The organism is Enterobacter sp. BWH64, assembly GCF_001037645.1.
In the GTDB taxonomy this organism is placed as follows: domain Bacteria; phylum Pseudomonadota; class Gammaproteobacteria; order Enterobacterales; family Enterobacteriaceae; genus Enterobacter; species Enterobacter hormaechei_C.
Window position 1 is genome coordinate 3,627,285 of record NZ_KQ089922.1, and the last position, 25,082, is coordinate 3,652,366.

Annotated in this window: 22 protein-coding genes; 13 read left to right on the plus strand and 9 right to left on the minus strand. The window is 56.3% G+C overall.

Features of this window, described 5'->3' with window-relative positions; translation table 11 throughout:
- Positions 1–106: 106 nt before the first annotated feature.
- Positions 107–973, minus strand: a complete 867-nt coding sequence (yieE, locus tag SK50_RS17295; protein ID WP_017383387.1) for a DNA-binding transcriptional regulator YeiE — start codon at positions 971–973, stop codon at positions 107–109.
- 97 nt (positions 974–1,070) lie between these two features.
- Between yieE and SK50_RS17300 the strand changes: the two genes are divergently transcribed.
- On the plus strand, positions 1,071–2,117 hold the full coding sequence (locus SK50_RS17300; RefSeq protein WP_017383388.1) for a YeiH family protein: 1,047 nt from the start codon (positions 1,071–1,073) through the stop codon (positions 2,115–2,117).
- Between the two features lie 64 nt (positions 2,118–2,181).
- Entirely contained in the window at positions 2,182–3,039 is an 858-nt protein-coding gene (gene nfo, locus SK50_RS17305) for a deoxyribonuclease IV (protein WP_017693043.1), read from the plus strand.
- Between the two features lie 74 nt (positions 3,040–3,113).
- On the opposite strand, the gene fruA is transcribed toward nfo, so the two are convergent.
- From fruA to fruB, 3 genes are read right to left on the minus strand one after another with little or no spacing between them, the layout of a single operon-like run.
- Positions 3,114–4,799 carry a PTS fructose transporter subunit IIBC gene (fruA, locus tag SK50_RS17310; RefSeq protein ID WP_032103241.1) on the minus strand — a complete coding sequence of 562 codons (1,686 nt, stop codon included), beginning with the start codon at positions 4,797–4,799 and terminating at the stop codon, positions 3,114–3,116.
- A 16-nt stretch (positions 4,800–4,815) separates the two neighbouring features.
- Positions 4,816–5,754, minus strand: a complete 939-nt coding sequence (gene fruK / locus SK50_RS17315; protein WP_006811313.1) for a 1-phosphofructokinase — start codon at positions 5,752–5,754, stop codon at positions 4,816–4,818.
- On the minus strand, positions 5,754–6,884 hold the full coding sequence (gene fruB / locus SK50_RS17320) for a fused PTS fructose transporter subunit IIA/HPr protein (RefSeq protein WP_017693041.1): 1,131 nt from the start codon (positions 6,882–6,884) through the stop codon (positions 5,754–5,756). The genes fruK and fruB overlap by 1 nt, the downstream gene beginning before the upstream one ends.
- 358 nt (positions 6,885–7,242) lie before the next feature.
- Between fruB and setB the strand changes: the two genes are divergently transcribed.
- The gene (gene setB / locus SK50_RS17325) at positions 7,243–8,424 is read left to right on the plus strand and encodes a sugar efflux transporter SetB (RefSeq protein WP_015572310.1); all 1,182 of its coding nucleotides are present in this window, start codon (positions 7,243–7,245) and stop codon (positions 8,422–8,424) included.
- Here setB and SK50_RS17330 read toward each other — a convergent pair.
- Positions 8,421–8,675 (minus strand): YkgJ family cysteine cluster protein, encoded by a 255-nt coding sequence (locus SK50_RS17330; protein WP_003859353.1) that lies wholly within the window; start codon positions 8,673–8,675, stop codon positions 8,421–8,423. The two genes, setB and SK50_RS17330, sit on opposite strands and share 4 nt — an antisense overlap.
- A gap of 164 nt (positions 8,676–8,839) precedes the next feature.
- Between SK50_RS17330 and yeiP the strand changes: the two genes are divergently transcribed.
- Positions 8,840–9,412, plus strand: a complete 573-nt coding sequence (yeiP, locus tag SK50_RS17335) for an elongation factor P-like protein YeiP (protein WP_003859355.1) — start codon at positions 8,840–8,842, stop codon at positions 9,410–9,412.
- 116 nt (positions 9,413–9,528) lie between these two features.
- Here yeiP and uxuA read toward each other — a convergent pair whose 3' ends face one another.
- On the minus strand, positions 9,529–10,719 hold the full coding sequence (gene uxuA, locus SK50_RS17340) for a mannonate dehydratase (RefSeq protein WP_017383391.1): 1,191 nt from the start codon (positions 10,717–10,719) through the stop codon (positions 9,529–9,531).
- A gap of 205 nt (positions 10,720–10,924) precedes the next feature.
- Here uxuA and SK50_RS17345 point away from each other — a divergent pair, with 205 nt between their 5' ends.
- The 9 genes from SK50_RS17345 (at position 10,925) to yejF (ending at position 22,515) form a co-directional block, all read left to right on the plus strand.
- Positions 10,925–12,391 (plus strand): mannitol dehydrogenase family protein, encoded by a 1,467-nt coding sequence (locus tag SK50_RS17345; RefSeq protein WP_048229753.1) that lies wholly within the window; start codon positions 10,925–10,927, stop codon positions 12,389–12,391.
- A gap of 123 nt (positions 12,392–12,514) precedes the next feature.
- The gene (locus SK50_RS17350) at positions 12,515–13,501 is read left to right on the plus strand and encodes a CobW family GTP-binding protein (RefSeq protein WP_017383393.1); all 987 of its coding nucleotides are present in this window, start codon (positions 12,515–12,517) and stop codon (positions 13,499–13,501) included.
- Between the two features lie 33 nt (positions 13,502–13,534).
- The gene (locus tag SK50_RS17355; RefSeq protein WP_017693036.1) at positions 13,535–14,248 is read left to right on the plus strand and encodes a phosphatase PAP2 family protein; all 714 of its coding nucleotides are present in this window, start codon (positions 13,535–13,537) and stop codon (positions 14,246–14,248) included.
- A gap of 415 nt (positions 14,249–14,663) precedes the next feature.
- Positions 14,664–15,233: a bifunctional murein DD-endopeptidase/murein LD-carboxypeptidase gene (mepS, locus tag SK50_RS17360; protein ID WP_003859364.1), complete on the plus strand. Its 570-nt coding sequence runs from the start codon at positions 14,664–14,666 to the stop codon at positions 15,231–15,233.
- Between the two features lie 127 nt (positions 15,234–15,360).
- Positions 15,361–16,914 carry a cyclic di-GMP phosphodiesterase gene (locus tag SK50_RS17365; RefSeq protein WP_045343796.1) on the plus strand — a complete coding sequence of 518 codons (1,554 nt, stop codon included), beginning with the start codon at positions 15,361–15,363 and terminating at the stop codon, positions 16,912–16,914.
- A 75-nt stretch (positions 16,915–16,989) separates the two neighbouring features.
- Complete coding sequence (locus tag SK50_RS17370) at positions 16,990–18,795, plus strand: extracellular solute-binding protein (RefSeq protein ID WP_017383396.1); 1,806 nt, start codon at positions 16,990–16,992, stop codon at positions 18,793–18,795.
- A gap of 9 nt (positions 18,796–18,804) precedes the next feature.
- Positions 18,805–19,899, plus strand: coding sequence for a microcin C ABC transporter permease YejB (locus SK50_RS17375; protein ID WP_048229754.1), 1,095 nt, complete (start codon positions 18,805–18,807; stop codon positions 19,897–19,899).
- Positions 19,899–20,924 carry a microcin C ABC transporter permease gene (locus SK50_RS17380; RefSeq protein ID WP_017693033.1) on the plus strand — a complete coding sequence of 342 codons (1,026 nt, stop codon included), beginning with the start codon at positions 19,899–19,901 and terminating at the stop codon, positions 20,922–20,924. The genes SK50_RS17375 and SK50_RS17380 overlap by 1 nt, the downstream gene beginning before the upstream one ends.
- Position 20,925: 1 nt before the next feature.
- Positions 20,926–22,515: a microcin C ABC transporter ATP-binding protein YejF gene (yejF, locus tag SK50_RS17385; RefSeq protein WP_048229755.1), complete on the plus strand. Its 1,590-nt coding sequence runs from the start codon at positions 20,926–20,928 to the stop codon at positions 22,513–22,515.
- Between the two features lie 3 nt (positions 22,516–22,518).
- On the opposite strand, the gene SK50_RS17390 is transcribed toward yejF, so the two are convergent.
- From SK50_RS17390 to rsuA, 3 genes are all read right to left on the minus strand, one after another.
- Complete coding sequence (locus tag SK50_RS17390; RefSeq protein WP_003859372.1) at positions 22,519–22,863, minus strand: YejG family protein; 345 nt, start codon at positions 22,861–22,863, stop codon at positions 22,519–22,521.
- A gap of 276 nt (positions 22,864–23,139) precedes the next feature.
- Positions 23,140–24,339, minus strand: a complete 1,200-nt coding sequence (locus tag SK50_RS17395) for a Bcr/CflA family multidrug efflux MFS transporter (RefSeq protein WP_045614620.1) — start codon at positions 24,337–24,339, stop codon at positions 23,140–23,142.
- A gap of 15 nt (positions 24,340–24,354) precedes the next feature.
- The gene (gene rsuA / locus SK50_RS17400) at positions 24,355–25,062 is read right to left on the minus strand and encodes a 16S rRNA pseudouridine(516) synthase RsuA (RefSeq protein WP_017383401.1); all 708 of its coding nucleotides are present in this window, start codon (positions 25,060–25,062) and stop codon (positions 24,355–24,357) included.
- Positions 25,063–25,082: the final 20 nt, after the last annotated feature.

The following is a 25,082-nucleotide window of genomic DNA, read 5'->3' on the forward strand; positions in this document are numbered from 1 at the left end:
CAGTTATAAGAGAGCTTCATGACTCGGCCAGGATTATAAGTAAAGCATAAAAATGTGGGGTGATAAGCGCACATAGCCCCGGTAAGCGAAGCGCCACCGGGGAACGTTAAATGGCGCAGTAGCGCAGAAAACGCTGGAGCGAGCTGGAAAGGTGTTTCTGACGATGATGGATGCACCACAGCGTGCGCACCAGCTTCGGCAGCGGAACGGGGATCTCAACCAGAGAGCCGGTCTCCAGCTGTTCGGCAATCACCCGTCGGGAAAGACAGCTAATGCCCAGGCCATGACGCACCGCATGCTTAATCGCCTCGGAGTTACCTAACTCCATCCCTAACTGGAACTGCGGCAGATGAGACAGCAGCAGATAATCGACAATCTCACGCGTGCCGGAGCCCTGCTCTCGCAGGATCCACTGCGCCTGCGCCAGACGCTCCAGCGTCACCTCGCCCTGGAGTAAAGAAGAGGCCGGGGAGGCAAACACCACCAGCTCATCCTCCAGCCAGGGTTCCGCAATGATATCCACGTTGTGGCACGGCCCTTCGATAAGCCCGATGTCCACGCGGAAATCGATCACCGCGTTGATCACGTCCTGGCTGTTGCCGACGCTCATTTCCAGCGGCAGGGTCGGAAAATCCCGGCGGTAGCGGGCAATCACTTCCGGCAGGATGTAGTTACCGATCGTGCTGCTGGCGTAGACGCGAATAGCGCCGTTGTCCTCGCGGAACAGCTGTTCGATCTCCGTCGCCTGCTCCAGCAAGGCCAGGGCACGCGGATACAGCAGGCGGCCATGTTCGTTCACCACCAGCCGCTTTCCTACCCTGTCGAAAAGCTGAACGCCCAGTTGCCCTTCAAGATCGGTCAAGGCCGCGCTAACGGCGGACTGCGAGAGCGCCAGCATTTGTGACGCTTGGGTTGTCGAGCCGCTTTTCAGCACCTCGGCAAAAACTTCCAGCTGACGCAATGTAATGTGCATGGTTGCTTACCACTTATAAAGATTGATTATAAATATATAATCAATTTTATTTTTAAGCCAGAGCGCCGTAACCTTTAGCCAGACAAAGGAGAAGGTTATGTCAGAAATCACCTTACAACATCATCGTACAGTGTGGCACTTCGTGCCGGGTCTCGCGCTCAGCGCCGTGGTTACCGGCGTGGCTTTATGGGGCGGGAGTATACCGGCGGTTGCCGGCGCAGGGTTCAGCGCCCTGACGCTGGCCATTCTGCTTGGCATGGTGGTCGGGAACACCGTTTATCCACACATCTGGAAATCCTGCGACGGCGGCGTGATTTTCGCCAAGCAGCATTTATTACGTCTCGGGATCATCCTTTATGGCTTCCGTCTCACCTTTTCGCAGATTGCGGATGTCGGTGTCAGCGGGATTGCCATTGACGTCCTGACCCTTTCGAGCACCTTTTTACTGGCGTGCTTTATCGGCCAGAAGATCTTTGGGCTGGACAAACAGACCAGCTGGCTGATCGGTGCGGGTAGCAGCATCTGCGGCGCGGCGGCGGTATTGGCAACAGAACCCGTCGTTAAAGCCGAAGCCAGTAAAGTCACGGTTGCCGTCGCGACGGTAGTTATCTTCGGTACGCTGGCGATCTTCCTGTATCCGGCCATGTATCCGCTGGTGGCGCACTGGTTTAGTCCGGAAACCTACGGCATTTATATCGGCTCAACCATGCACGAAGTGGCGCAGGTGGTGGCGGCAGGTCACGCCATTAACCCGGAAGCGGAAAACGCGGCGGTCATCGCCAAAATGCTGCGCGTGATGATGCTGGCCCCGTTCCTGATTTTCCTCGCGGCGCGGGTTAAACAGCTTGCTCCGGCAGGCGGCAGCGAGAAAAGCAAAATCACCATTCCGTGGTTTGCGATCCTGTTCATCGTGGTCGCTGTCTTCAACTCTTTCCACCTGCTGCCAAAAGCGATGGTGGATATGCTGGTGACGCTGGATACGGTCCTGCTGGCGATGGCGATGGCGGCGCTGGGCGTCACCACACACGTCAGCGCGCTGAAAAAAGCCGGCGCGAAACCGCTGCTGATGGCGCTGGTGCTGTTCATCTGGCTAATCGTTGGCGGTGGTGCGATTAACCTTGCGGTACACAGCCTGTTGGCATAAACCATCTCGTCCTTCTCCTGTTAACCCGCTATCATAGGCATTTCGGGTTAACAGGAGTCTTTTTATGAAATATGTTGGAGCGCACGTCAGCGCTGCCGGTGGCCTTGCGAATGCCGCCATTCGCGCCGCCGAAATCGAGGCGACCGCTTTCGCCCTGTTCACCAAAAACCAGCGCCAGTGGCGCGCCGCAGCGCTCACCGCTGAAGTGATTGATGATTTCAAAGCCGCCTGTGAGAAATACCACTATGGGCCTGGCCAAATCCTCCCCCATGACAGCTACCTCATTAACCTCGGTCACCCGGTTGCCGAGGCGCTGGAAAAATCCCGCGAAGCGTTCCTGGATGAGGTTCAGCGCTGTGAACAGCTGGGGCTGACGCTGCTGAACTTCCATCCCGGCAGCCATCTGATGCAGATTGACGAAGACGCCTGTCTGGCGCGCATCGCCGAGTCCATCAACATGACGCTGGATAAAACCCAGGGCGTGACGGCGGTGATTGAGAATACTGCCGGTCAGGGCAGCAACCTCGGCTTTAAGTTTGAGCATCTGGCGGCGATCATCGACGGCGTGGAAGATAAATCCCGCGTGGGGGTGTGCATCGATACCTGTCACGCCTTTGCCGCCGGCTATGACCTGCGCACAACCGAGGCCACGAAAAATACCTTCGAGGAGTTCGAGCGTATTGTCGGTTTTAAATACCTTCGCGGTATGCACTTAAACGATGCGAAAAGCGCGTTCGGCAGCCGCGTTGACCGCCACCACAGCCTGGGCGAAGGTAACATCGGCCATGATGCGTTCCGCTTTATCATGCAGGACGCCCGCTTCGACGGTATTCCGATGGTGCTCGAAACCATTAACCCGGATATCTGGGCGGAAGAGATTGCCTGGCTGAAGGCGCAGCAAACCGCTGAACAGGCGGCATAAAAAAAGCCGGGCTGCTTACGCACCCGGCTTTTTTTGTAGGTCGGGTAAGGCGAAGCCGCCACCCGACACCTCTTTTAGGCTGCTTTTGCGACCACTTCCGCTTCCGGGCGCTTCAGCACCGCGTAAGACAGGCCTGCCACCAGCGTACCGGCAACAATCGCCAGCAGATAACCCAGCACCGGCGTGATGGCGCCAGGGATGAGCAGGACGAACAGACCGCCGTGCGGCGCCATCAGTTTCGCACCTACCGCCATGGAGATAGCCCCCGTCACCGCACCACCCACGATACAGCACGGCAGAACACGCATTGGATCGCGTGCCGCAAACGGGATTGCGCCTTCGGTGATGAAGCACAGGCCCAGCACCAGCGCCGCTTTACCGCCTTCCTGCTGCGCTTTATCGAACTTACGGCGGGCAATAATCGTCGCCAGACCGAGCGCCAGCGGAGGCACCATACCGGCCGCCATGATCGCCGCCATCGGCGCGTAGGTCTGGGTACTCAGCAGGCCAACGCCAAACGCATATGCCGCTTTGTTCACCGGACCACCCATGTCGGTACACATCATACCGCCGAGGATTGCGCCCAGCAGCACCGCGTTCGCCGTCCCCATGGTTTGCAGCCAGTGGGTCAGACCTTCCAGAATGCCCGCGACCGGCTTACCAATCAGGTAAATCATCGCCAGACCGACCACCAGGCTGGAAATCAGCGGGATGATCAGGATAGGTTTCAGCGCCTCCATACTCTGCGGTAGCTTCAGCTTCGAGCTGATCAGCTTCGCCACATAACCGGCGAGGAAACCGGCAATGATACCGCCGATAAAGCCAGAACCGGTGCTCACGGCGAGCATACCGCCGATAAGACCCGGCGTCAGACCCGGACGGTCAGCAATGGAGAAGGCGATAAAGCCCGCCAGCACCGGCACCATCAGCGCAAACGCGGAGCCGCCGCCAATCTGCATCAACGCAGCCGCCAGCGTGCCCGGCTCTTTAAACGCCTCGATACCAAAGGCGAAGGAGAGCGCAATGCACAGGCCGCCCGCCACTACCATCGGCAGCATGTAAGACACGCCCGTTAACAGGTGACGATAGGCACCGGCAGACTCTTTCTTGCCTTCGGTCGGCGTTTTTGCCGCACCGGTTGCCTGATACGGTTTGGCTTCTGCCAGCGCCTTATCAAACTCCTGCGCGGTCTTCTTCAGCGCCAGGCCGGTAGAGGTACGGTACATCGGCTTGCCGGCAAACTTCGCCAGATCCACTTCGATATCCGCCGCCACAATCACCAGATCGGCTTCCGCCACCTCTTCCGGCGTGATGGCATTGCCCGCACCAACAGAGCCGCGGGTTTCAACCTTCACCCACCAGCCACGTTTTTTCGCTTCGGTTTCAATGGCTTCAGCCGCCATAAAGGTGTGCGCCACACCTGTCGGGCAGGCCGTTACCGCAACAATGCGTTTCGGCCCAGCGGCGGCAACCGGCGCCGCCTCAACAGGTGCGCTGTAAACCGTCGCATGACCTTTTGCTTCGCTCAGAAACAGTTCAGGGTGTGCCACCGCGCGATTAATATCACCCAGCCACACTTTTTTGCCGTTCAGGGCGCTGTCAGCGGGGATTTTGTCGCCCAGAACAATCGCCATTTCAGCATCACCCGGGTTATCAATGATATCCAGATGCGCTTTTTGTGCCGCCGCGCCCAGCAGGGTCTTCGCCATATAGGCACGAGCCTGTCCGAGACCGGAGTCAATGATCAGCAGCGTTTTCATTATTCCTCTCCTGCTGTTAGTTAAAAGGTTTTAAGTCAACGCGCGCCATCATCGCGGCTAACTGGGTACGATCGGTAATACCGACATTGCTCTGGCTCACGGCCAGGGCCGCAACGGCGGTAGCAAGACGTAAGGTATGTTCACTGGATTCGCGCATCAGCAGACCGTAGATCAGGCCGCCAACCATCGAATCCCCGGCACCCACGGTGCTGACCACCTCCATTGAAGGCGGTTTGGCAATCCATTCCCCGGAGGCGTTAACCCACAGGGCACCTTCTGCACCCAGCGAAATCACCACGTGAGCGATACCCTGCTCGCGCAGCGCATGGGCAGCGTCAATCACATCCTTTAATTCTGGCAGCTTACGGCCCGCCCAGATCTCCAGTTCGCGGCGGTTAGGTTTAACCAGCCATGGCGAGGCTTTCAGACCGGCGACCAGCGCGTCGCGACTGCTGTCGAAAATAATGCACGGGCACTGGCTGCGCAGGCGCGTCATCCAGTCGGTGAACGCTTCCGGGCTGACGCCGGACGGCAGACTGCCGCTGACGCACACCATGTCAAACTGGCCCAGCCAGCTCAGGGAATCGGCAACAAAGCGCTCCCAGTCAGCCGGGGTCACTTCGAAGCCGGAGAAGTTCAGATCGGTCACTTCACCGTCTTTCTCGGTCAGCTTAACGTTGATGCGGGTACGGCCCTGCACAACCTGAAAACGGTTAGCGATGCCCAGTTCACTGAACAACTGCTGAAAACCATCCTGGTTGTCTTTACCGAGGAAGCCGCCTACGGTGACGTCGATGCCGAGATCTTTCAGCACCTTCGCCACGTTAATCCCTTTTCCTGCGGCATGCAGGCCGGTCGTCCGCACCAGGTTGACTTCGCCACGCTCAATTTCCGGGCAGAAACCCACCAGATCGTAAGCCGGGTTCAGCGTAATGGTCGCAACACGTCTGCTCATTATGCGCCCTCCCCCAGACCGGCCGCGATGGCGTCGCCAATCGCTTTCAGCGCCTGTTCAGCATCCGCACCCTGCGCGGTAAAGCGCAGACGATGGCCTTTCTTCACGCCCAGCGCGACAACTTTCATCAGGCTGCGCCCGTTGGCTGGTTTACCCGAACCGTCCAGATTGGTCACGGTGATCTCACTTGCAAATTGTTTAATGGTATTCACCAGCATGGTGCCCGGACGGGCATGCAGGCCGTGTTCGTTACGCACCACGTACTCTGCGCTCAGCAGGTCATCCGTCAGCGCATCGTCGCTGGTCAGCAGGGCCAGCACCGTCGCCGCGTCTGCGTTCAGCAGTTTTTCAGCTTTATTGTTCAGCAGCAGATCGCCCAGACGCTTCAGCACGGATACCGGCTGATCGTCCGCCATGGCGACCGTTACCAGCATCGCGGCGCGTTCGCCGTCTGTCTCAAAGGCAACCGCAGCACGGCTGACCGCGATAGCGCTACGCAGGTTGCCTTCAGCACTGTCGTTCAGCCAGATGCCCTGACCCAGGTTTAATGGCTTATCATTGATGGCGCGCGTCACAAAAGTGGTATCTGCCGCTCCCACTTCTTTCAGGCGGGCCGCGTTCAGCGCCTGGAGCGTCAGCAAATCGGACGCAACGACGTCCAGCGTCAGGGTTTCATTATCCAGCTTCAGCGCTTCGCTCTGTTTTTCGCCCATCAGCAGGGCACGCAGCTCTTCAGCAGTGGTGGCGGATTTAAGCTGTTCCGCGACGGCATCATCACTCAGCACGTGCGTCAGCTGACGCAGCAGGCCCAGGTGTTCATCACCGCTGGCCGCGATGCCGATCGCCACATAAGCCACCTGCCCCTCGCCCCACAGCACGCCCTGCGGGAACTGGAAGACCTGCACGCCGGTTTTCAGCACCTGATCGCGGGTGTCCGTGGTGCCGTGCGGAATTGCAATACCGTTACCGAGAAAGGTGGAGGTCTGCTGTTCACGCGCCAGCATGCCGTTGACGTAGCCGTCAGCCACGTTGCCAGCCTGCACGAGCGCAGCGGCGACCTGGCGAATAGCCTCTTCTTTATTCCCGGCCTGTTCGCCCGGGTGAATATCCTGAACAGATAACTGGAACATGATTCTCCTCTCCTGCTGAAATTGAATCGTTTCAGCTTAACTGAGAAAATAGGCGCTAACCTGCTTCGTCAGGACAGGCAAGATAGCGCTGAAACGTTTCAAGAAGTCTTGTCTTTTCTACAAAAGGTTGCAAGAAAAGTTACATTTCTTGTTGCAGAATTTAGAAGTGCAGCACATTTCTTCTTCAGTCGGGAGGTTTTTGCTGATGTTCAGCAAACAGGTTCAGCACACTTCAGCGAAACGGCGATAAACTGAAATGCTATTTTGATTTATTGTGGCAATCTTGATTTTGCCCTCTGTTTATTTAATGACAGGCGGCGTAAACTCCGCCTCTCTCTGTTACTCGCAAAGACTGAACATGCATAACACCCCCGCTGCCGCCTCACCAAAGCCTTTTGATTTGACGTCAACGGCGTTTTTGATCGTTGCTTTTCTCACCGGTATTGCCGGTGCGTTACAAACGCCTACGCTGAGCCTGTTTCTGACCAACGAAGTTCACGCCCGCCCGGCGATGGTTGGCTTCTTCTTCACCGGGAGCGCCATCATCGGCATTTTCGTCAGCCAGTTTCTAGCCGGGCGTTCAGACCGCAAAGGCGATCGCAAAAGCCTGATCGTTTTTTGCTGCCTGCTCGGGGTGTTTGCCTGCCTGCTGTTTGCCTGGAACCGTAACTACTTCATTCTGCTGTTCGTGGGCGTCTTCCTGAGCAGTTTCGGCTCGACCGCCAACCCACAGATGTTCGCCCTTGCCCGCGAGCATGCCGACCGCACCGGGCGAGAAGCGGTGATGTTCAGTTCGATACTGCGCGCGCAGGTGTCGCTGGCCTGGGTGATTGGCCCCCCGCTCGCCTACGCGCTGGCGATGGGTTTTGGCTTTACGGTGATGTACCTCAGCGCAGCCGTGGCCTTCGTGGTATGCGGCGCAATGGTCTGGTTCTTTCTGCCCTCCATGCGCAAAGAGCCGAAAGTGGCGACCGGTACGCTGGAAGCTCCGCGACGTAACCGGCGCGACGCGCTGCTGTTATTCATTATCTGTACGCTAATGTGGGGAACCAACAGCCTCTATATCATTAATATGCCGCTGTTTATTATTGATGAGTTGCATCTGCCGGAGAAGCTGGCCGGGATCATGATGGGAACCGCCGCGGGGCTTGAGATCCCCACCATGCTGATTGCGGGCTATTACGCGAAGCGCTTCGGCAAGCGCTTTTTGATGCGCGTCGCCGCCGTAGCCGGGCTGCTGTTTTATGTCGGTATGCTGACGGTTCATACGCCAGCCCTGCTTCTTGCTTTACAGCTGCTGAACGCCATTTACATCGGTATCCTGGCCGGTATCGGCATGCTCTACTTCCAGGATCTGATGCCGGGTCAGGCAGGCTCTGCCACCACCCTTTATACTAATACCACCCGCGTGGGCTGGATTATTGCAGGCTCACTGGCGGGCGTTGTGGCTGAAATCTGGAACTATCATACGGTGTTCTGGATTGCGCTGGTGATGTGCGTCCTGACGCTGAGCTGCCTGACGCGAATCAAAGATGTTTAAGGCGCGGTGAGCGCTTCCAGCTCAAGCAGATAAGTGATGGCCTGCTGGCGCGTACTGCCGCACATTTCGGCGGTTGGCTGGAGCCCGGAGCACACCTTCGGGCGCAGGGGCGAGCCAAAGATCATGCACAGGTTAGTGTCAGAGAGCTGAACGCAGCGGGTATTGGCAGGCTTGCCCTCCGGCATGCCTGGAATGGGGCTTGAGATGGACGGTGCGGTACAGCACGCGCCACAGTCGGAACGACAATCCATACATGCTCTCTGTTGGTGGCAGATGCCCGCGCAGTCGGGCATTGCGCGCACAGTAACACCTTTTATGTATTGATAGCAAAACCCACGAATTCCGCTTGCCTGAAAGGCCGCGCGCGAGTAATTTGGCGCGATATTTTTTACCTCCCGTAAACAGGATTACTGCAATGCCAAGAGCGAACGAAATTAAGAAAGGTATGGTACTGAATTACAACGGCAAACTGCTGATTGTGAAAGATATCGACATTCAGGCACCCAGCGCCCGCGGCGCAGCAACGCTGTACAAAATGCGTTTCTCCGATGTCCGCACCGGCCTGAAAGTGGAAGAACGTTTTAAAGGCGACGATATCGTCGATACCGTGACCCTCACCCGTCGCTACGTTGATTTCTCCTACATCGACGGCAACGAATACGTGTTCATGGATAAAGAAGATTACACCCCGTATATCTTCACTAAAGATCAGATCGAAGAAGAGCTGCTGTTTATTCCAGAAGGTGGGATGCCGGACATGCAGGTGCTGACCTGGGATGGCGTGCTGCTGGCGCTGGAGCTGCCGCAGACCGTTGATCTGGAAATTGTTGAAACGGCGCCGGGCATCAAAGGCGCGTCTGCAAGTGCGCGTAACAAACCGGCTACCCTGACTACCGGTCTGGTCGTACAGGTGCCAGAGTACCTGTCAGCGGGCGAGAAAATCCGTATCCATATCGAAGAAAAACGCTATATGGGTCGTGCTGACTGATTGCGGCGTTTGCCGGGTGGCGGCTGCGCCTTACCCGGCCTACAAAAACACAAAAACCGGCCTCAGAGCCGGTTTTTCGTAGGCCCGGTAAGCGTAGCGCCACCGGGCGATCAGGCTTAAAGAAGTTCAGGATACTTCGTCATTTTCAGCGCCAGCTCGATACCGCGCACTTCCGCCATCCCTTTCAGACGGCCAATCGCCGAATACCCTGGATTCGTTTTCTTGCGCAGATCGTCCAGCATCTGGTGCCCGTGATCCGGACGGAACGGGATAGGACGTACATCCCCCGCCTGCTTACGACGTACCTCTTCAGAGAGAATGGCATCCACCACCGCAACCATGTTCACGTCGCCGCCAAGATGGGCTGCTTCGTGGAAGGTTTTCGGGTTCTCTTCACGGCAGGTTGCACGCAGGTGGGTGAAATGAATGCGATCGCCGAAGGTTTCGATCATCCGCACCAGATCGTTATCCGCCCGCACGCCATACGAGCCCGTACACATGGTAAAGCCGTTGTAGATGCTGTCCACCGTCTCTTTCAGCCACTGCATATCTTCAATCGTAGAGACGATACGCGGCAGGCCGAGGATAGGACGCGGTGGATCGTCCGGATGAACCGCCAGCCGCACGCCGACTTCTTCTGCCACCGGCACGATAGCGCGCAGGAAGTGCGCCATGTTTTCACGCAGCTGGTTTTTATCGATATCGCCATATTCCGCCAGGCGCGCGCGGAACTGATCGAGGGTATAACCCTCTTCCGCACCGGGCAGGCCCGCGATGATATTGCGAACCAGCTTCTCAATGTCCGCTTCACCGGCGGCATTGAACCACGCCAGCGCCTGCTGCTGCTCTTCGGCGGTGTAGTCTGCTTCCGCCCCCGGACGCTTCAGAATGTGCAGTTCGAAAGCCGCAAAAGCGATTTGATCGAAACGCAGCGCCTTCGAACCATCGGCCATTTCATATTCCAGGTCGGTACGCGTCCAGTCCAGGATCGGCATAAAGTTGTAGCAGACGGTATCAATACCACAGGCTGCCAGGTTACGAATGCTCTGCTGATAATTCGCAATCCAGGTATCACACTCACCGGAGTGGGTTTTGATATCTTCGTGAACCGGAATACTTTCCACAACAGACCAGGTTAACCCCTTCTCTGCCAGCTGAGCCTGACGCTTTTGGATTTCCTCCACCGGCCACACCTGACCGTTCGGAATATGATGCAGCGCCGTGACTACACCCGTTGCGCCAGCCTGACGCACATCATCAAGAGAAACCGGATCGTTCGGCCCGTACCAACGCCAGGTTTGTTCCATTGCCCCACCCTCTCAAGTTGTTATACCAATACGTGTTACTTCAATGACGACTACCATACATGTTTAATCGAAGTGGTCAATACAGCACGCGGCATTGATTGATCAAACTCACATAACAGGGATATTTACGGCTTACCAATTTAATTTGTTGTCATATAACTTTACACTGGCATTGTTAATTAATGGTTAATCAGGTGTGTATTACATGAAGACTATTGCCTCCACCGCGCTTCCTGCTCATGTCCAGCAGCCCCGCTACGATCGCGAGCAGTTACGCTCCCGCATCGTCCATTTCGGTTTTGGCGCGTTCCACCGGGCGCATCAGGCGTTGTTAACAAACCGGGTACTGAATGCCAAAGGAGGCGACTGGGGAATTTGTGAGATTAGCCTCTTTAGCGGCGATGTCCTTATGGGCCAGCTCCGGGCGCAGGATCATCTGTTTACCGTGCTGGAGAAAGGTGCCGAAGGCAATCAGCCCATTATTATCGGTGCGGTAAAAGAGTGCCTGAACGCCAAACTCGACTCGCTGGCAGCCATTATTGAGAAATTCTGCGAACCGCAGGTGGCAATTGTCTCCCTCACCATTACCGAAAAAGGCTACTGTATCGATCCGGCGACGGGAAAACTGGATATGCGCAACAGCCGCATCCTGCACGATCTTGAGCACCCGTCTGAGCCGCATTCCGCGCCGGGTATTCTGGTTGAAGCCCTTCATCGCCGCCGCGAGCGGGGCCTGCCGGCGTTTACCGTGCTCTCCTGCGACAATATTCCCGACAACGGCCACGTGGTGAAAAATGCCGTTCTCGGCATGGCCGGAAAGCGTTCCGCAGAGCTGGCCGCATGGATCGAGGCACACGTGAGCTTCCCTGGTACCATGGTCGACCGAATCGTGCCCGCCGCCACCGACGCCTCACTCGCGGAAATCACCCAGGAACTTGGCGTTGAAGATCCCTGCGCCATCAGCTGTGAACCGTTCATTCAGTGGGTAGTGGAAGATAACTTTGTCGCCGGGCGTCCGGAGTGGGAGGTGGCAGGCGTACAGATGGTTGAGGATGTCCTGCCCTGGGAGCAGATGAAGCTGCGGATGCTGAACGGCAGTCACTCCTTCCTCGCGTATCTGGGCTACCTTGCCGGCTACGCGCACATAAATGAATGTATGCAGGACGACAGTTTCCGCGAGGCGGCCCGCAGGCTGATGCTGAATGAGCAGGCCCCTACGCTGCGCATCACCAACGTTGATCTGACAGCCTATGCTGACAGCCTGCTTGACCGCTTCGCCAACCCGGCCCTACAGCATCGTACATGGCAAATCGCCATGGACGGCAGCCAGAAGCTGCCTCAGCGCATGCTGGATGGGATCCGCGTGCATCTTGAGCGTAACACCGCCTGGCCATTACTGGCGCTGGGGGTGGCGGGCTGGATGTGCTACGTCAGCGGTACGGACGAACAGGGCAACGCCATTGACGTACGCGATCCGCTGAGCGACAAGTTTCAGGCCATTGTCGCTACCAGCAGCGACGCAGAACGCGTTAGCGCCCTGCTGACGCTAAATGAAATCTTTGGCGACGACCTGCCGCAAAACCCTGTCTTTGTCGAGGCAATCACCAGCGCGTACCAGCGCCTCGTCCGGCTCGGCGCGCGCCAGGCCGTTATCGAAACGTTAAAAATTTAGCGATTATTGCGTTTAAGGCGAACGGTTTTGTGCTCCGTTCGCCCTCCCTCTTCTCAATGCCCGATTTTTTCGTCAGGATGATAGATAGTTGTTACTACATCACAATTATTTATCGGAGCGCACGTGACCAAAACCAACCTGATCACCGGTTTTCTCGGCAGCGGTAAAACTACGTCCATTCTGCATTTGCTGGCCAATAAAGACCCGGCGGAAAAGTGGGCCGTGCTGGTCAACGAATTTGGCGAAGTGGGGATCGACGGCGCGTTGCTCGCCGACAGCGGCGCGATGGTGAAAGAGATCCCGGGCGGGTGTATGTGCTGCGTGAATGGTCTGCCGATGCAGGTCGGGCTGAATACGCTGCTGCGTCAGGGCAAGCCGGACCGTCTGCTGATTGAGCCCACCGGGCTGGGGCATCCTAAGCAAATCCTTGATTTACTGACCGCCCCGGTATACGAGCCGTGGCTTGAGCTGCGTGCGACGCTTTGCCTGCTCGACCCCCGCCAGCTGCTGGATGAAAAAGCGATCAATAATGACAATTTCCGCGACCAGCTCGCCTCGGCAGATATTATCGTGGCGAATAAATCCGATCGCGCGACGGCTGAGAGTCAGGCCGCGTTCCAGTCCTGGTGGCAGCAGGCTGGCGGTGGACGTCAGTATGTGCAGACGACCCAGGGCAACATTGATGGCGCCTTGCTCGACCTTCCCCGCCTCAACCAGACGCAACTGCCTGCCAGCGCTGAGCATTCGCATAGCCACGGCGCGAAGCAAGGCCTGGCTGCACTGAGCCTGCCGGAGCATCAGCGCTGGCGTCGCAACCTGAATAGCGGCCAGGGGCACCAGGCCTGCGGGTGGATCTTCGATGCCGATACGGTTTTCGACACCATTGGTATACTGGAATGGGCGAGACTCGCGCCGGTTGAGCGGGTAAAAGGGATCATGCGCACTCCGGATGGTCTGGTGCGCATTAACCGTCAGGGCGAGGATTTCTTTATTGAAACCCAGAACGTCGCGCCACCCGACAGCCGGATAGAGTTAATTAGTGCGGTTAATACCGACTGGAATGCCCTCCAGTCAAGCCTGTTGAAGCTTCGTTTAAGTTTGGGCGGCTAACGTTGCCCCTGATTTCACACATTGCTGAAGACTATGACGACTCGACTTCCTGCTATTTTATTGCTCAACGCTGCCGGCCTGGCGATCTTTTTCTCCTGGTATATCCCGGCGGATCACGGTTTCTGGTTCCCGCTGGATTCCGGGCTGTTCCACTTCTTTAACCAGGCGCTGGCGAAGAGTGAAGCCTTCCTGTGGCTGGTGGCGATCACCAACAACCGCGCGTTTGACGGCTGTTCGCTGCTGGCAATGGGCTGTCTGATGCTCTCCTTCTGGCTGAAGGAAGACAAAACGGGTCGTCGCCGTATTCTGATTATCGGCCTGGTGATGCTGCTGACGGCCGTGATTATCAACCAGCTGGCGCAGCATCTGATGCCGGTTAAACGCGCCAGTCCTTCGCTCTTTTTCCCGAATATTAACCGCGTCAGCGAGCTGCTTCATATTCCAACCAAAGATGCCTCGAAGGACAGTTTCCCGGGCGACCACGGTATGATGCTGCTGATTTTTGCAGGCTTCATGCTGCGCTATTTTGGTAAAAAAGCCTTCACCATCGCCCTGGTTATTGTGGTGGTATTTGCATTCCCGCGGGTGATGATTGGCGCTCACTGGCTGACAGATATCGCCGTAGGCTCCCTCACGGCGGTGTTAATTGGTTTACCGTGGGTGCTGATGACCCCACTGAGCGATCGCATAATAGGCATTTTTGATCGCTATCTTCCTGGCAAATTTAAACAAGCCGGAAACAAATAAATAACGAAAATTAACACCATTCATCAGGGATCGTTTTCGATCCCTGCGTCACTTCTTTTCGGCGTCATTCAACGCTGTCATCATCCCGTCATACAATTCGTGATAAAAATGAAGCAATTGCAGGGATTACCGATATGAATGGCGGCATTTTGAGCAATTCCGCGCTGTAACTTTGTGTATCACATTTTCTTATAAAAAAACGGACTTTTTTGCTCGCAATACCCCGTGCAATCGGTTAACCTCGAACTCGTTTTGCCCCACTGAGATAATAATTATCATGGTGAATAATTTTGTGCGTTGAGCCACAGTTTTCGCCATAAAGAATTGTCTCATTGTGAACAGATTATTAGTCTCGTCACGGTTGGCATTTTTATAACGATATTTTCGTTAAGGACTTCAAGGGAAAACAAACAAAATGGTCAAATCTCAACCAATCTTGAGATATATCTTGCGGGGGATCCCGGCGATTGCAGTGGCGGTTCTGCTTTCGGCATGTAGTACGACGAATACCGCGAAGAATATGCATCCTGAGACGCGTGTTGTGGGAATGGAAGATTCCTCTTCACTGCAAGCCTCTCAGGATGAATTTGAAAATATGGTACGTAATCTCGACGTTAAGTCGCGTATTATGGATCAGTATGCTGACTGGAAAGGCGTGCGTTACCGTCTGGGCGGCAGCACCAAGAAAGGCATCGATTGTTCCGCGTTCGTACAGCGTACGTTCCGTGAGCAGTTTGGGTTAGACCTTCCGCGTTCTACTTATGAACAGCAGGAAATGGGCAAATCCATTTCGCGCACTAAACTGCGCACGGGCGATTTAGTCCTGTTCAGAGCGGGTTCAACCGGTCGACACGTTGGCATCTATATCGGTAACGATCAGTTTGTCCATGCTTCCACCAGCAGTGGTGTGACGATTTCCAGCATGAACGAACCTTACTGGAAGAAGCGCTACAACGAAGCTCGCCGCGTTCTGAGCCGTAGTTAATATTGCTGTCGTATCGTTGGTTATCCCTTGGCTGGCGATACGATAAAAAAAGCACTGCTCCGGCAGTGTTTTTTTTTGCCCGTTACACTGATAACTATCCAGCGGCATTTCAGGAATCACGACATCTATGTTTACCCGCTACTTCTCCAGCAACCGCAAGATTCTGTTTCTCAGTTTCCTTACGGGGTTATTCACTGCCCTGCTCCTGGGAGCATTACAGTTTTACTGGAGTTATCACAAGCGAGACGTCAGATTCGATACCCTTATTACCGATTTAAGCGTCTACATGGAGAGCTATTTTGATGAGCTCAAAATGTCGATTGATACGCTCCAGCCACTCACGCTAAACAGCTGCGAGGAAGTGAGTGCCGCCCTGACCTCCCGGGCGGCCTTTAGCATCAATGTGCGCGCCTTTTTGCTGGTCAGGGATAAAAACGCCTACTGCTCTTCCGCCACCGGCCCGATGAATGTCCCTCTGGAAGCGCTTATTCCTGAACTGCACATCAATAAACAGGTTGATATGGCGCTCCTGCCGGGCACCCCCATGATGCCGGACAAGCCCGCGATTGCCATCTGGTATCGCAACCCACTGGTGAAGGACGGCGGTGTATTTACCTCCGTTAATCTTAACCTGACTCCTTATCTCCTCTACACCTCAAGACAGGATGAGTTTGCCGGTATTTCCATCATTATTGGCGATTATGCGTTATCAACCCATTCCGGAACGCTGGTCCCTGCACGTGATTTGCCTGATATCCCGGTCCGTACCGCCACGCTGAAAAATGTGCCTCTGACCATCCATGTTTATGCGGAAGCCTGGACGACCGATGATGTGCTGTACGCCCTGTTTTTCGGCCTGGTCTGCGGTATCGCGGCGGGCCTGTTGAATTTCTATATTCTTACTATCCGTCTTAATCCGGGGAAAGAGATCCTAACGGCCATCAAACGCGACCAGTTTTACGTGGTCTATCAACCCGTCGTGGATGCGCAGTCGCTCAAAATGACCGGGCTGGAAGTCCTGATGCGCTGGAAGCATCCGGTGATGGGAGAAATTCCACCGGATGCCTTTATTAATTTCGCTGAAGCGCAGAAGCTGATTGTCCCGCTGACGCTGCATCTTTTTGACCTGATTATCCGCGATGCCCCTGTCCTGCAAACGGTGCTCCCGCCTGGGGCCAAGTTTGGGATCAACATCGCGCCCGGGCATCTGCATGCGGAAAGCTTTAAAGAGGATATGCGCGCGTTTGCCGCCGCCCTTCCACCCGATCACTTCCAGATTGTGCTGGAAATAACCGAGCGCGATATGATCAACCACCGCGAGGCTAATCAGCTATTCGAATGGCTGCACGAAGAAGGTTTTGAAATTGCCATCGATGATTTTGGCACCGGCCACAGCGCGCTGATCTATCTGGAACGCTTCACGATGGATTACCTGAAAATTGACCGTGGCTTCGTGAATGCCATCGGGACTGAAACCGTCACCTCGCCAGTGCTTGACGCGGTGCTGACGCTGGCAGAACGCCTGAATATGTTAACCGTTGCCGAGGGTGTTGAAACGCCGGAGCAGGCGGCGTGGCTGCGCGAGCATGGCGTGAACTATCTTCAGGGCTACTGGATCGGCCGCCCAATGCCGCTGGAGCAGTTCAGGACGTGGCAACCCGACATCACGCTCGGGGAATAATTTCACAATCACGGCGCTGTCCCTTATTATTCTGTTCAACCGAGCCTGCCTGTGAACAAAGGGATCCGCCGCACTATGATTATGCGCGTTGTGTTGACGCTATTGGCGCTGGTGAGCCTGTCGAGCCAGGCGCAGACCATCAAAGAGAGCACGGCCTTTGCCGTCATTGGCGAGCCGAAGTACGCGGTTAACTTTAACCACTACGATTACGTTAACCCCGCCGCCCCGAAAGGCGGAAACGTGACGCTTTCCGCCACGGGAACGTTTGACAACTTTAACCGCTTTGCCCTGCGCGGCGTGGCGGCAGCGCGTACCGAATCCCTCTATGACACGCTGTTCGTCACCTCCGACGACGAGCCCGGCAGCTATTATCCCCTGGTCGCCGAGAACGTGCGATACGCCGATGATTTCAGCTGGGCAGAAATCGCGATTAATCCGCGGGCGCGTTTTCACGACGGTACGCCGGTTAGCGCCCGTGACGTGGCATTCACCTTTCATAAATTTATGACCGAAGGCGTGCCGCAGTTTCGTCTGGTGTACAAGGGCACCACGGTGAAAGCCATCGCCCCGCTGACCGTGCGAATCGAACTCCCTGAGCCGAACAAAGAGAATATGCTGAGCCTGTTCTCCCTGCCCGTCATGCCCGAATCCTTCTGGAAAAATCATAAGCTGAGCGATCCCCTCTCTACCCCGCCGCTGGCCGGAGGGCCGTATCGCATTACCGACTGGCGAATGGGCCAGTACGTGATCTATTCCCGGGTGAAAGATTACTGGGCAGCCACGCTGCCGGTAAACCGGGGCCGCTGGAACTTCGATACAATCCGCTACGACTACTACCTGGATGATAACGTGGCCTTCGAGGCATTTAAGGCGGGCGCGTTTGATTTACGTGTCGAGAACAGCGCCAAAAATTGGGCGACCCGCTATATCGGAAAAAATTTCGCGAAAGGCTATATCGTTAAAGACGAACACAAAAACGAATCCGCGCAGGACACGCGCTGGCTGGCGTTTAATATTCAGCGCCCGGTTTTTTCCGATCGTCGGGTGCGTGAAGCCATTACCCTGGCGTTTGATTTCGAATGGATGAACAAAGCGCTGTTTTACGGAGCCTACAGCCGGGCGAACAGCTATTTCCAGAATACTGAATATGCCGCCCGTGATTATCCCCACGCGGACGAGCTGGTTTTGCTGGCGCCAATGAAAGCGGAGCTTCCGCCGGAGGTGTTCACCCGCGTATTTGAACCGCCCAAATCCGACGGAAACGGGTTCGACCGGGACAACCTGCTGAAAGCCAGCAACCTGCTGGATGATGCTGGCTGGGTGCTGAAAAATCGGCAACGGGTTAATGTGCAAACCGGTAAACCGCTCAGCTTCGAACTGCTGATTGCCTCCGGCGCAAACGATCAGTGGGTGCTGCCATTTAAGAAGAACCTTGCCCGGCTTGGCGTCACCATGAATATCCGCCAGGTCGATATGGCCCAGTTAACCAACCGCAAGCGCAGTCGCGATTACGACATGATGCAGACCCTGTGGGCCGCGCAGCCGTGGCCAAGTTCAGATCTGCAAATCTCCTGGGCATCGGGGTATATCGACTCCTCCTACAACGCCCCGGGCGTAAAGAGCCCGGTGATTGATGCGCTGATTGCAAAAATTGTCGCCGCTCAGGGCGATAAGAACAAGCTTCTGCCGCTTGGCCGCGCGCTCGATCGGGTCTTAACCTGGAACTATTACATGCTGCCGATGTGGTATATGGGCGAAGATCGCGTGGCCCGCTGGGATAAATTCTCCCTGCCTGCCGTTCGCCCGGTCTACACCCTCGGCTTTGACACCTGGTGGTATGACGTGAATAAAGCCGCAAAACTGCCCGCAGAGCGGCGTTAAGGAGTGACGATGGGCGCTTATCTTATCCGCCGGCTGCTGTTAGTGATCCCGACGCTGTGGGCCATCATTACCATTAACTTTTTTATCGTCCAGATCGCCCCCGGCGGTCCGGTGGACCAGGCAATTGCGGCAATAGAATTTGGTTACGCTGGCGGCATGCCGGGCGGCGGCGGTGAAGGAATGGGGGCCAGCCATGCCCGGACGGGCGTGGGCAACATCAGCGAAAGCCACTACCGGGGCGGTCGCGGACTGGATCCGGAGGTGATCGCCGAGATCACCCATCGCTATGGTTTTGACAAGCCGCTGCACGAGCGTTATTTCAGGATGCTCTGGGATTATGTCCGTTTCGATTTTGGCGACAGCCTGTTTCGCAGCGCCTCGGTATTAACCCTGATCAAACAAAGCCTGCCGGTTTCCATCACGCTCGGACTGTGGGGGACGCTGATTATTTATCTGGTCTCCATTCCGTTGGGGATCCGAAAAGCGGTCTACAACGGTAGCCGTTTCGATATCTGGAGCAGCACATTCATTATCATCGGCTACGCTATCCCGGCGTTTCTGTTTGCCGTGCTGCTGATTGTCTTTTTCGCCGGCGGCAGTTATTTCGACCTCTTCCCGCTGCGCGGGCTGGTCTCTGCGGATTTCAGCACCCTGCCGTGGTATCAGAAAATCACCGATTACTTCTGGCACATCACGCTTCCGGTGCTGGCGACGGTCATCGGCGGTTTTGCGGCGCTTACGATGCTGACCAAAAACGCCTTTCTTGATGAGATCCGCAAACAGTACGTCGTCACCGCGCGCGCCAAAGGCGTCGGTGAAAAGCAGATCATGTGGAAGCACGTTTTTCGTAACGCCATGCTGCTGGTGATTGCCGGTTTCCCCGCCACGTTCATCAGTATGTTTTTTACCGGCTCGCTGCTGATAGAGGTGATGTTCTCGCTCAACGGATTAGGGCTGCTGGGCTATGAGGCCACCGTCTCCCGTGATTATCCGGTGATGTTTGGCACACTCTACATTTTCACCCTGATCGGCCTGCTGCTGAACATCATCAGCGATATCAGCTATACGCTGGTCGATCCCCGTATCGATTTTGAGGGTCGCTGATGTCGCGTTTAAGCCCCGTCAATCAGGCCCGCTGGGCGCGCTTTCGCCACAACCGTCGCGGCTACTGGTCGCTGTGGATCTTCGCCGTCCTGTTCGCCTTAAGTATGTGTTCGGAACTGATTGCCAACGATAAGCCCCTGCTGGTGCATTTCAAAGACCGCTGGTATGTGCCGGTGCTGGCCACCTACAGCGAAAGCGATTTTGGCGGCCCGTTTGCGACGCCAGCCGAGTACCAGGATCCCTGGTTACGAGAACAGATAGCGCAGCACGGCTGGGCTATCTGGGCGCCGATTCGTTTTGGCGCGAACAGTATTAACTTCGCCACGTCCACCCCCTTCCCTTCGCCGCCTTCCGCGCAAAACTGGCTGGGAACGGACGCCAACGGCGGCGATGTGCTGGCGCGCATTCTCTATGGCACCCGCATCTCGCTCCTATTTGGGCTGCTGCTGACGCTCTTTAGCAGCGTAATGGGCGTTGTGGCGGGCGCCGTGCAGGGCTATTACGGGGGTAAAATAGATTTATGGGGACAGCGCGTGATTGAAGTCTGGTCCGGTATGCCGACGCTGTTTCTGATTATCCTGCTGTCCAGCGTGGTACAGCCTGGCTTCTGGTGGCTGCTCGGGATCACCGTCCTGTTCGGCTGGATGGCGCTGGTCGGCGTGGTGCGCGCGGAGTTTCTGCGTACGCGGAATTACGACTATATTCGCGCTGCGCAGGCGTTAGGCGTGAGCGATGGCGCAATCATCTTCCGCCACATGCTTCCCAATGCTGTGGTGGCGACCCTCACCTTCCTGCCGTTTATTTTGTGCAGCTCCATTACCACCCTGACGTCGCTTGATTTTCTTGGTTTCGGTTTGCCGCTGGGCTCACCGTCCCTTGGCGAACTGCTGTTGCAGGGCAAAAACAATCTCCAGGCCCCCTGGCTGGGCATCGCCGCATTCCTCTCCGTGGCGGTGCTCCTTTCCCTGCTGATTTTTATTGGCGAAGCCGTGCGCGATGCCTTCGATCCCAACAAGGCGGTATGACATGACCCGGCCTCTTCTGAGTATAGAGAACCTGTCGATTGCGTTTTCAAAACAGGGCGAATCACGCACGGTGGTGACGGATTTATCGTTGCAGATCCAGCGCGGAGAGACGCTGGCGCTGGTCGGGGAATCCGGCTCCGGTAAGAGCGTTTCGGCGCTGTCGGTGCTGCGCCTGCTCCCTTCCCTGCCGGTCAGCTATCCGCAGGGGGATATTCTGTTCCATGGACAATCGCTGCTGAACGCTGACGAGCAAACCCTGCGCGGCATTCGTGGCAACAACATCGCCATGATTTTTCAGGAGCCGATGGTGTCGCTCAACCCACTGCATACCCTGGAAAAACAGCTCTATGAAGTGCTGTCACTTCATCGGGGAATGCGTAAAGAGGCAGCGCGGGGTGAAATTCTGGACTGCCTTGAACGCACCGGTATCCGTAATGCGGCGAAACGGCTGAACGATTTCCCGCACCAGCTTTCCGGCGGCGAGCGCCAGCGCGTGATGATTGCAATGGCCCTGCTCACGCGCCCCGAACTGCTGATTGCCGATGAACCTACTACCGCGCTGGACGTCACGGTACAGGCACAAATTCTGCAACTGCTGCGCAAACTGCGCGACGAGCTGAACATGAGCCTGCTGTTTATTACGCACAACCTGAGCATCGTGAAAAAGCTCGCTGACGCGGTGGCCGTGATGCAAAACGGCCGCTGCGTGGAACAGAACCGGGCATCCGCCCTGCTGAGCGCGCCTCAGCACCCGTATACACAGCGCCTGCTCGATAGCGAACCCGCTGGCGACCCGGTTCCGCTTAACGCTGACAGCGCGCCGTTGCTGAGGGTTGAGGGGCTGTCGGTGTCATTCCCGATCCGCAAAGGCATTTTGCGTCGCGTGGTCGATCACAATCATGTTCTGAAAGACATGAGCTTCGCTCTGCGTCCGGGCGAATCGCTTGGGCTTGTGGGCGAGTCCGGTTCAGGCAAAAGCACCACCGGCCTGGCGCTGCTGCGCCTGATCGCCTCTCAGGGAAGCATTGTTTTTGACGGCATGCCGCTGCAAAACCTGAATCGCCGGATGATGCTTCCCGTGCGTCCGCGGATGCAGGTGGTATTTCAGGATCCAAACTCTTCGCTTAACCCGCGCCTGAGCGTATTACAGATTATTGAAGAGGGCCTGCGCGTCCACCAGCCGACAATGACGGCGCAACAGCGTGAAATCGACGTGATGCGGGTGATGGCGGAAGTGGGTTTAGATCCCGAGACCCGGCACCGGTATCCGGCTGAGTTTTCCGGCGGACAGCGCCAGCGTATAGCGATTGCCCGCGCGCTGATCCTGAAACCGGAGCTGATCGTGCTGGACGAGCCAACCTCTTCCCTGGACCGCACCGTGCAGGCGCAAATTCTGGCGCTGCTGAAGGGGCTACAGGAAAAGCATCGGCTGGCCTATATCTTTATCAGCCACGATTTACAGGTGGTGCGTGCGCTTTGCCATCAGGTGGTGGTATTGCGGCAGGGAGAAGTCGTTGAGCAGGGAGAGTGCCAGCGCGTATTCACCGCGCCGACGCAGGATTACACACGCCAGCTATTGTCCGCTGACTAGCACTCAGAAAGGATATTGACCGGAGAACGGCTCGGCAATGGCCACGCCGAAGTTTTTCAGACGACAGGTGGCGGCAAACTCATCCTGGCTGTTAACAAACAGGCACGGCTCACCTTCGCATTCCAGCACGGAGCTGTCCACTTCGATGTCCGTCAGCGCCTGGCTGAGACGTTCCATGACCGGCCACGCATTTTCATCGCTCGGGCTGAGCAGTTTGAGGGCCACCAGACAATTATCCTCCCCGGCAACGCTTTGCGGAATCGGTTCAACTTTCGAACCTGCAAAACCCGTCGACCAGCGATAGCTCTGGGGCAAGCGATGGACAATGGAGAGTTGTAATGTATTCACGTTCAGATCCCCGGAAGCAAATTTACTTCACAATTTATTTACATTTATAGTAACACATCATCGCCAACCTGCACTGTTTAGCGGATTTTATAGGCGTTGCAGGCTCGCGTCGGCGCTATATGTACCCGTTTCTGCGATCTAACTCAACCTTTTTAAATACAATGATGTGACTTTTTACATAAATAGATTTTACATAAAAGAAACAAACACAGGGTAAACGAACGGAGGGTTGGTTGATATGGGTCAACAAAAAGGCCCGTCACGGGCCTTAAGTGGTCATTTATGCGCCGTCTTTCGCGGCCGGCTGGCGTAAAGATAGAAGAGAATGGAGCAGGTCGCGCAGAGGGCAATCGCCCACAGCATCGGCCAGGCGGTATTAAACGTCGCCGTCGAGAGCAGCGCCCCGACTATCGCGCCAATTCCGAAACGGAACGTTCCTGCCAGCGACGAGGCGGTGCCCGCCATATGCGGAAATTCGTCGAGGATCACCGCCATCGCGTTGGATGAAACCATCGACACGCAGCCGACAAACGCCGCCACGCCCACCACCAGCGCCCAGAAACCGACGCCCAGCAACGCGCTCAATACCAGCCAGATAGCCATCACGAACTGGATCCACAGCCCGGCGCGGAACATATTCAGCGCCCCAACCCGCCGGACAAAGCGGCTGTTGATAATGGTCATCACAAACAGGAACACAATATTCAGCGCGAAGTAGTAACCAAAATGCTGGGGTGACACATGGTTCAGTTCGATGTACACAAACGGCCCCGCGCTCAGGAACGAGAACATTCCGGCAAAGCTGAAGCCGCTGGCCAGCATATAGCTCAGCACACGCTTATGGCGAAACAGCGAGGCAAAGTTGCCAAGCGTGGTGCGAACGTGGAACTTCTGACGGCGCTCGACCGGCAGCGTTTCATCGATAAAGACGAAGATCATCACCGAGGCCAGCAGCGCGGCAATCGCCAGGATCCAGAAAATCGCATGCCAGCTGAACCACACCAGGACCGCCCCGCCCACCATGGGGGCGACCAGCGGCGCAATTGTCGTGACCAGCATGACGAACGACATCATGCGTGAGAACTCTTCCTTCGGGTAGACGTCGCGCATCAGCGCGTTAATCACCACGCTTGCCGCAGCCGCCGCCAGGCCATGGAAGAAGCGCATCACAATCAGCTGATCGATACTCTGCGCCAGCGCGCAGGCCACCGCCACCGCGGCAAATATCAATGTCCCGCCCAGGATAACCGGTTTACGCCCCAGGCTGTCGGCCATTGGTCCATAAAAGAGCTGACCGAGGGCAAAACCAAGAATGTAGGTGCTGAGCGTCATCTGCGCGCTGCCTGCCGGTACGCCAAACTGCGCGGAAATCACCGGCAGCGCGGGCAGATACATATCGATAGACAGCGGCATCAGCATGGCCAGCAGGCCAAGGATAAATACAATTTTAAACGACGAGTGTGGCCTGGTGGTCACAGGGTTCTCCTGAATTTAGCGTGAAGGCAGCCCGACGCTGGCAATCTCTTCTTCCGTCAGCGGGCGATATTCCCCTGGGGCCAGGTCTGGATCGAGTTCAATCGCGCCGATACGTTCACGATGCAGCCCCACAACGTGGTTGCCCACGGCGGCAAACATCCGCTTTACCTGATGGTAGCGGCCTTCACTGATGGTCAGACGGACGTCCGTGGGGGTGAGGATTTCCAGCACCGCCGGTTTGGTCAGATCCTTCTCATTATGCAGCTGAACGCCTTTCGCGAATTGCTCTGCCGTGTCATCCGAGACCGGAGACTCAAGCATCACCCGATAGGTTTTCTCACAGTGATGGCGCGGGGAGGTGATGCGATGCGACCACTGGCCGTCATCGGTCATCAGCACCAGGCCGGTAGTATCGATATCCAGTCGCCCTGCCGCATGCAGCTTGTGCGCCACAGGTTCGTCGAGGAAATAGAGCACCGTCGGGTGATCCGGATCGTCCGTTGAACAGACGTAACCTTCCGGTTTGTTGAGCATGAAGTAGCGCGGGCCATTCTGCTGGGTCAGCGGGTTGCCGTCATACTCCACCTGGTGCTCAGGCTGGAGTTTAAAAGCGCTGTCTTTCACAATGTCGCCGTCCACGGTTACGCGGCTGGCGCGAATTTCACGCCCGGCAATAGCGCGGCTTACGCCGAGTTGCTGAGCGATAAACTTATCAAGTCGCATGAAATCTTTTTAGCCTTAAT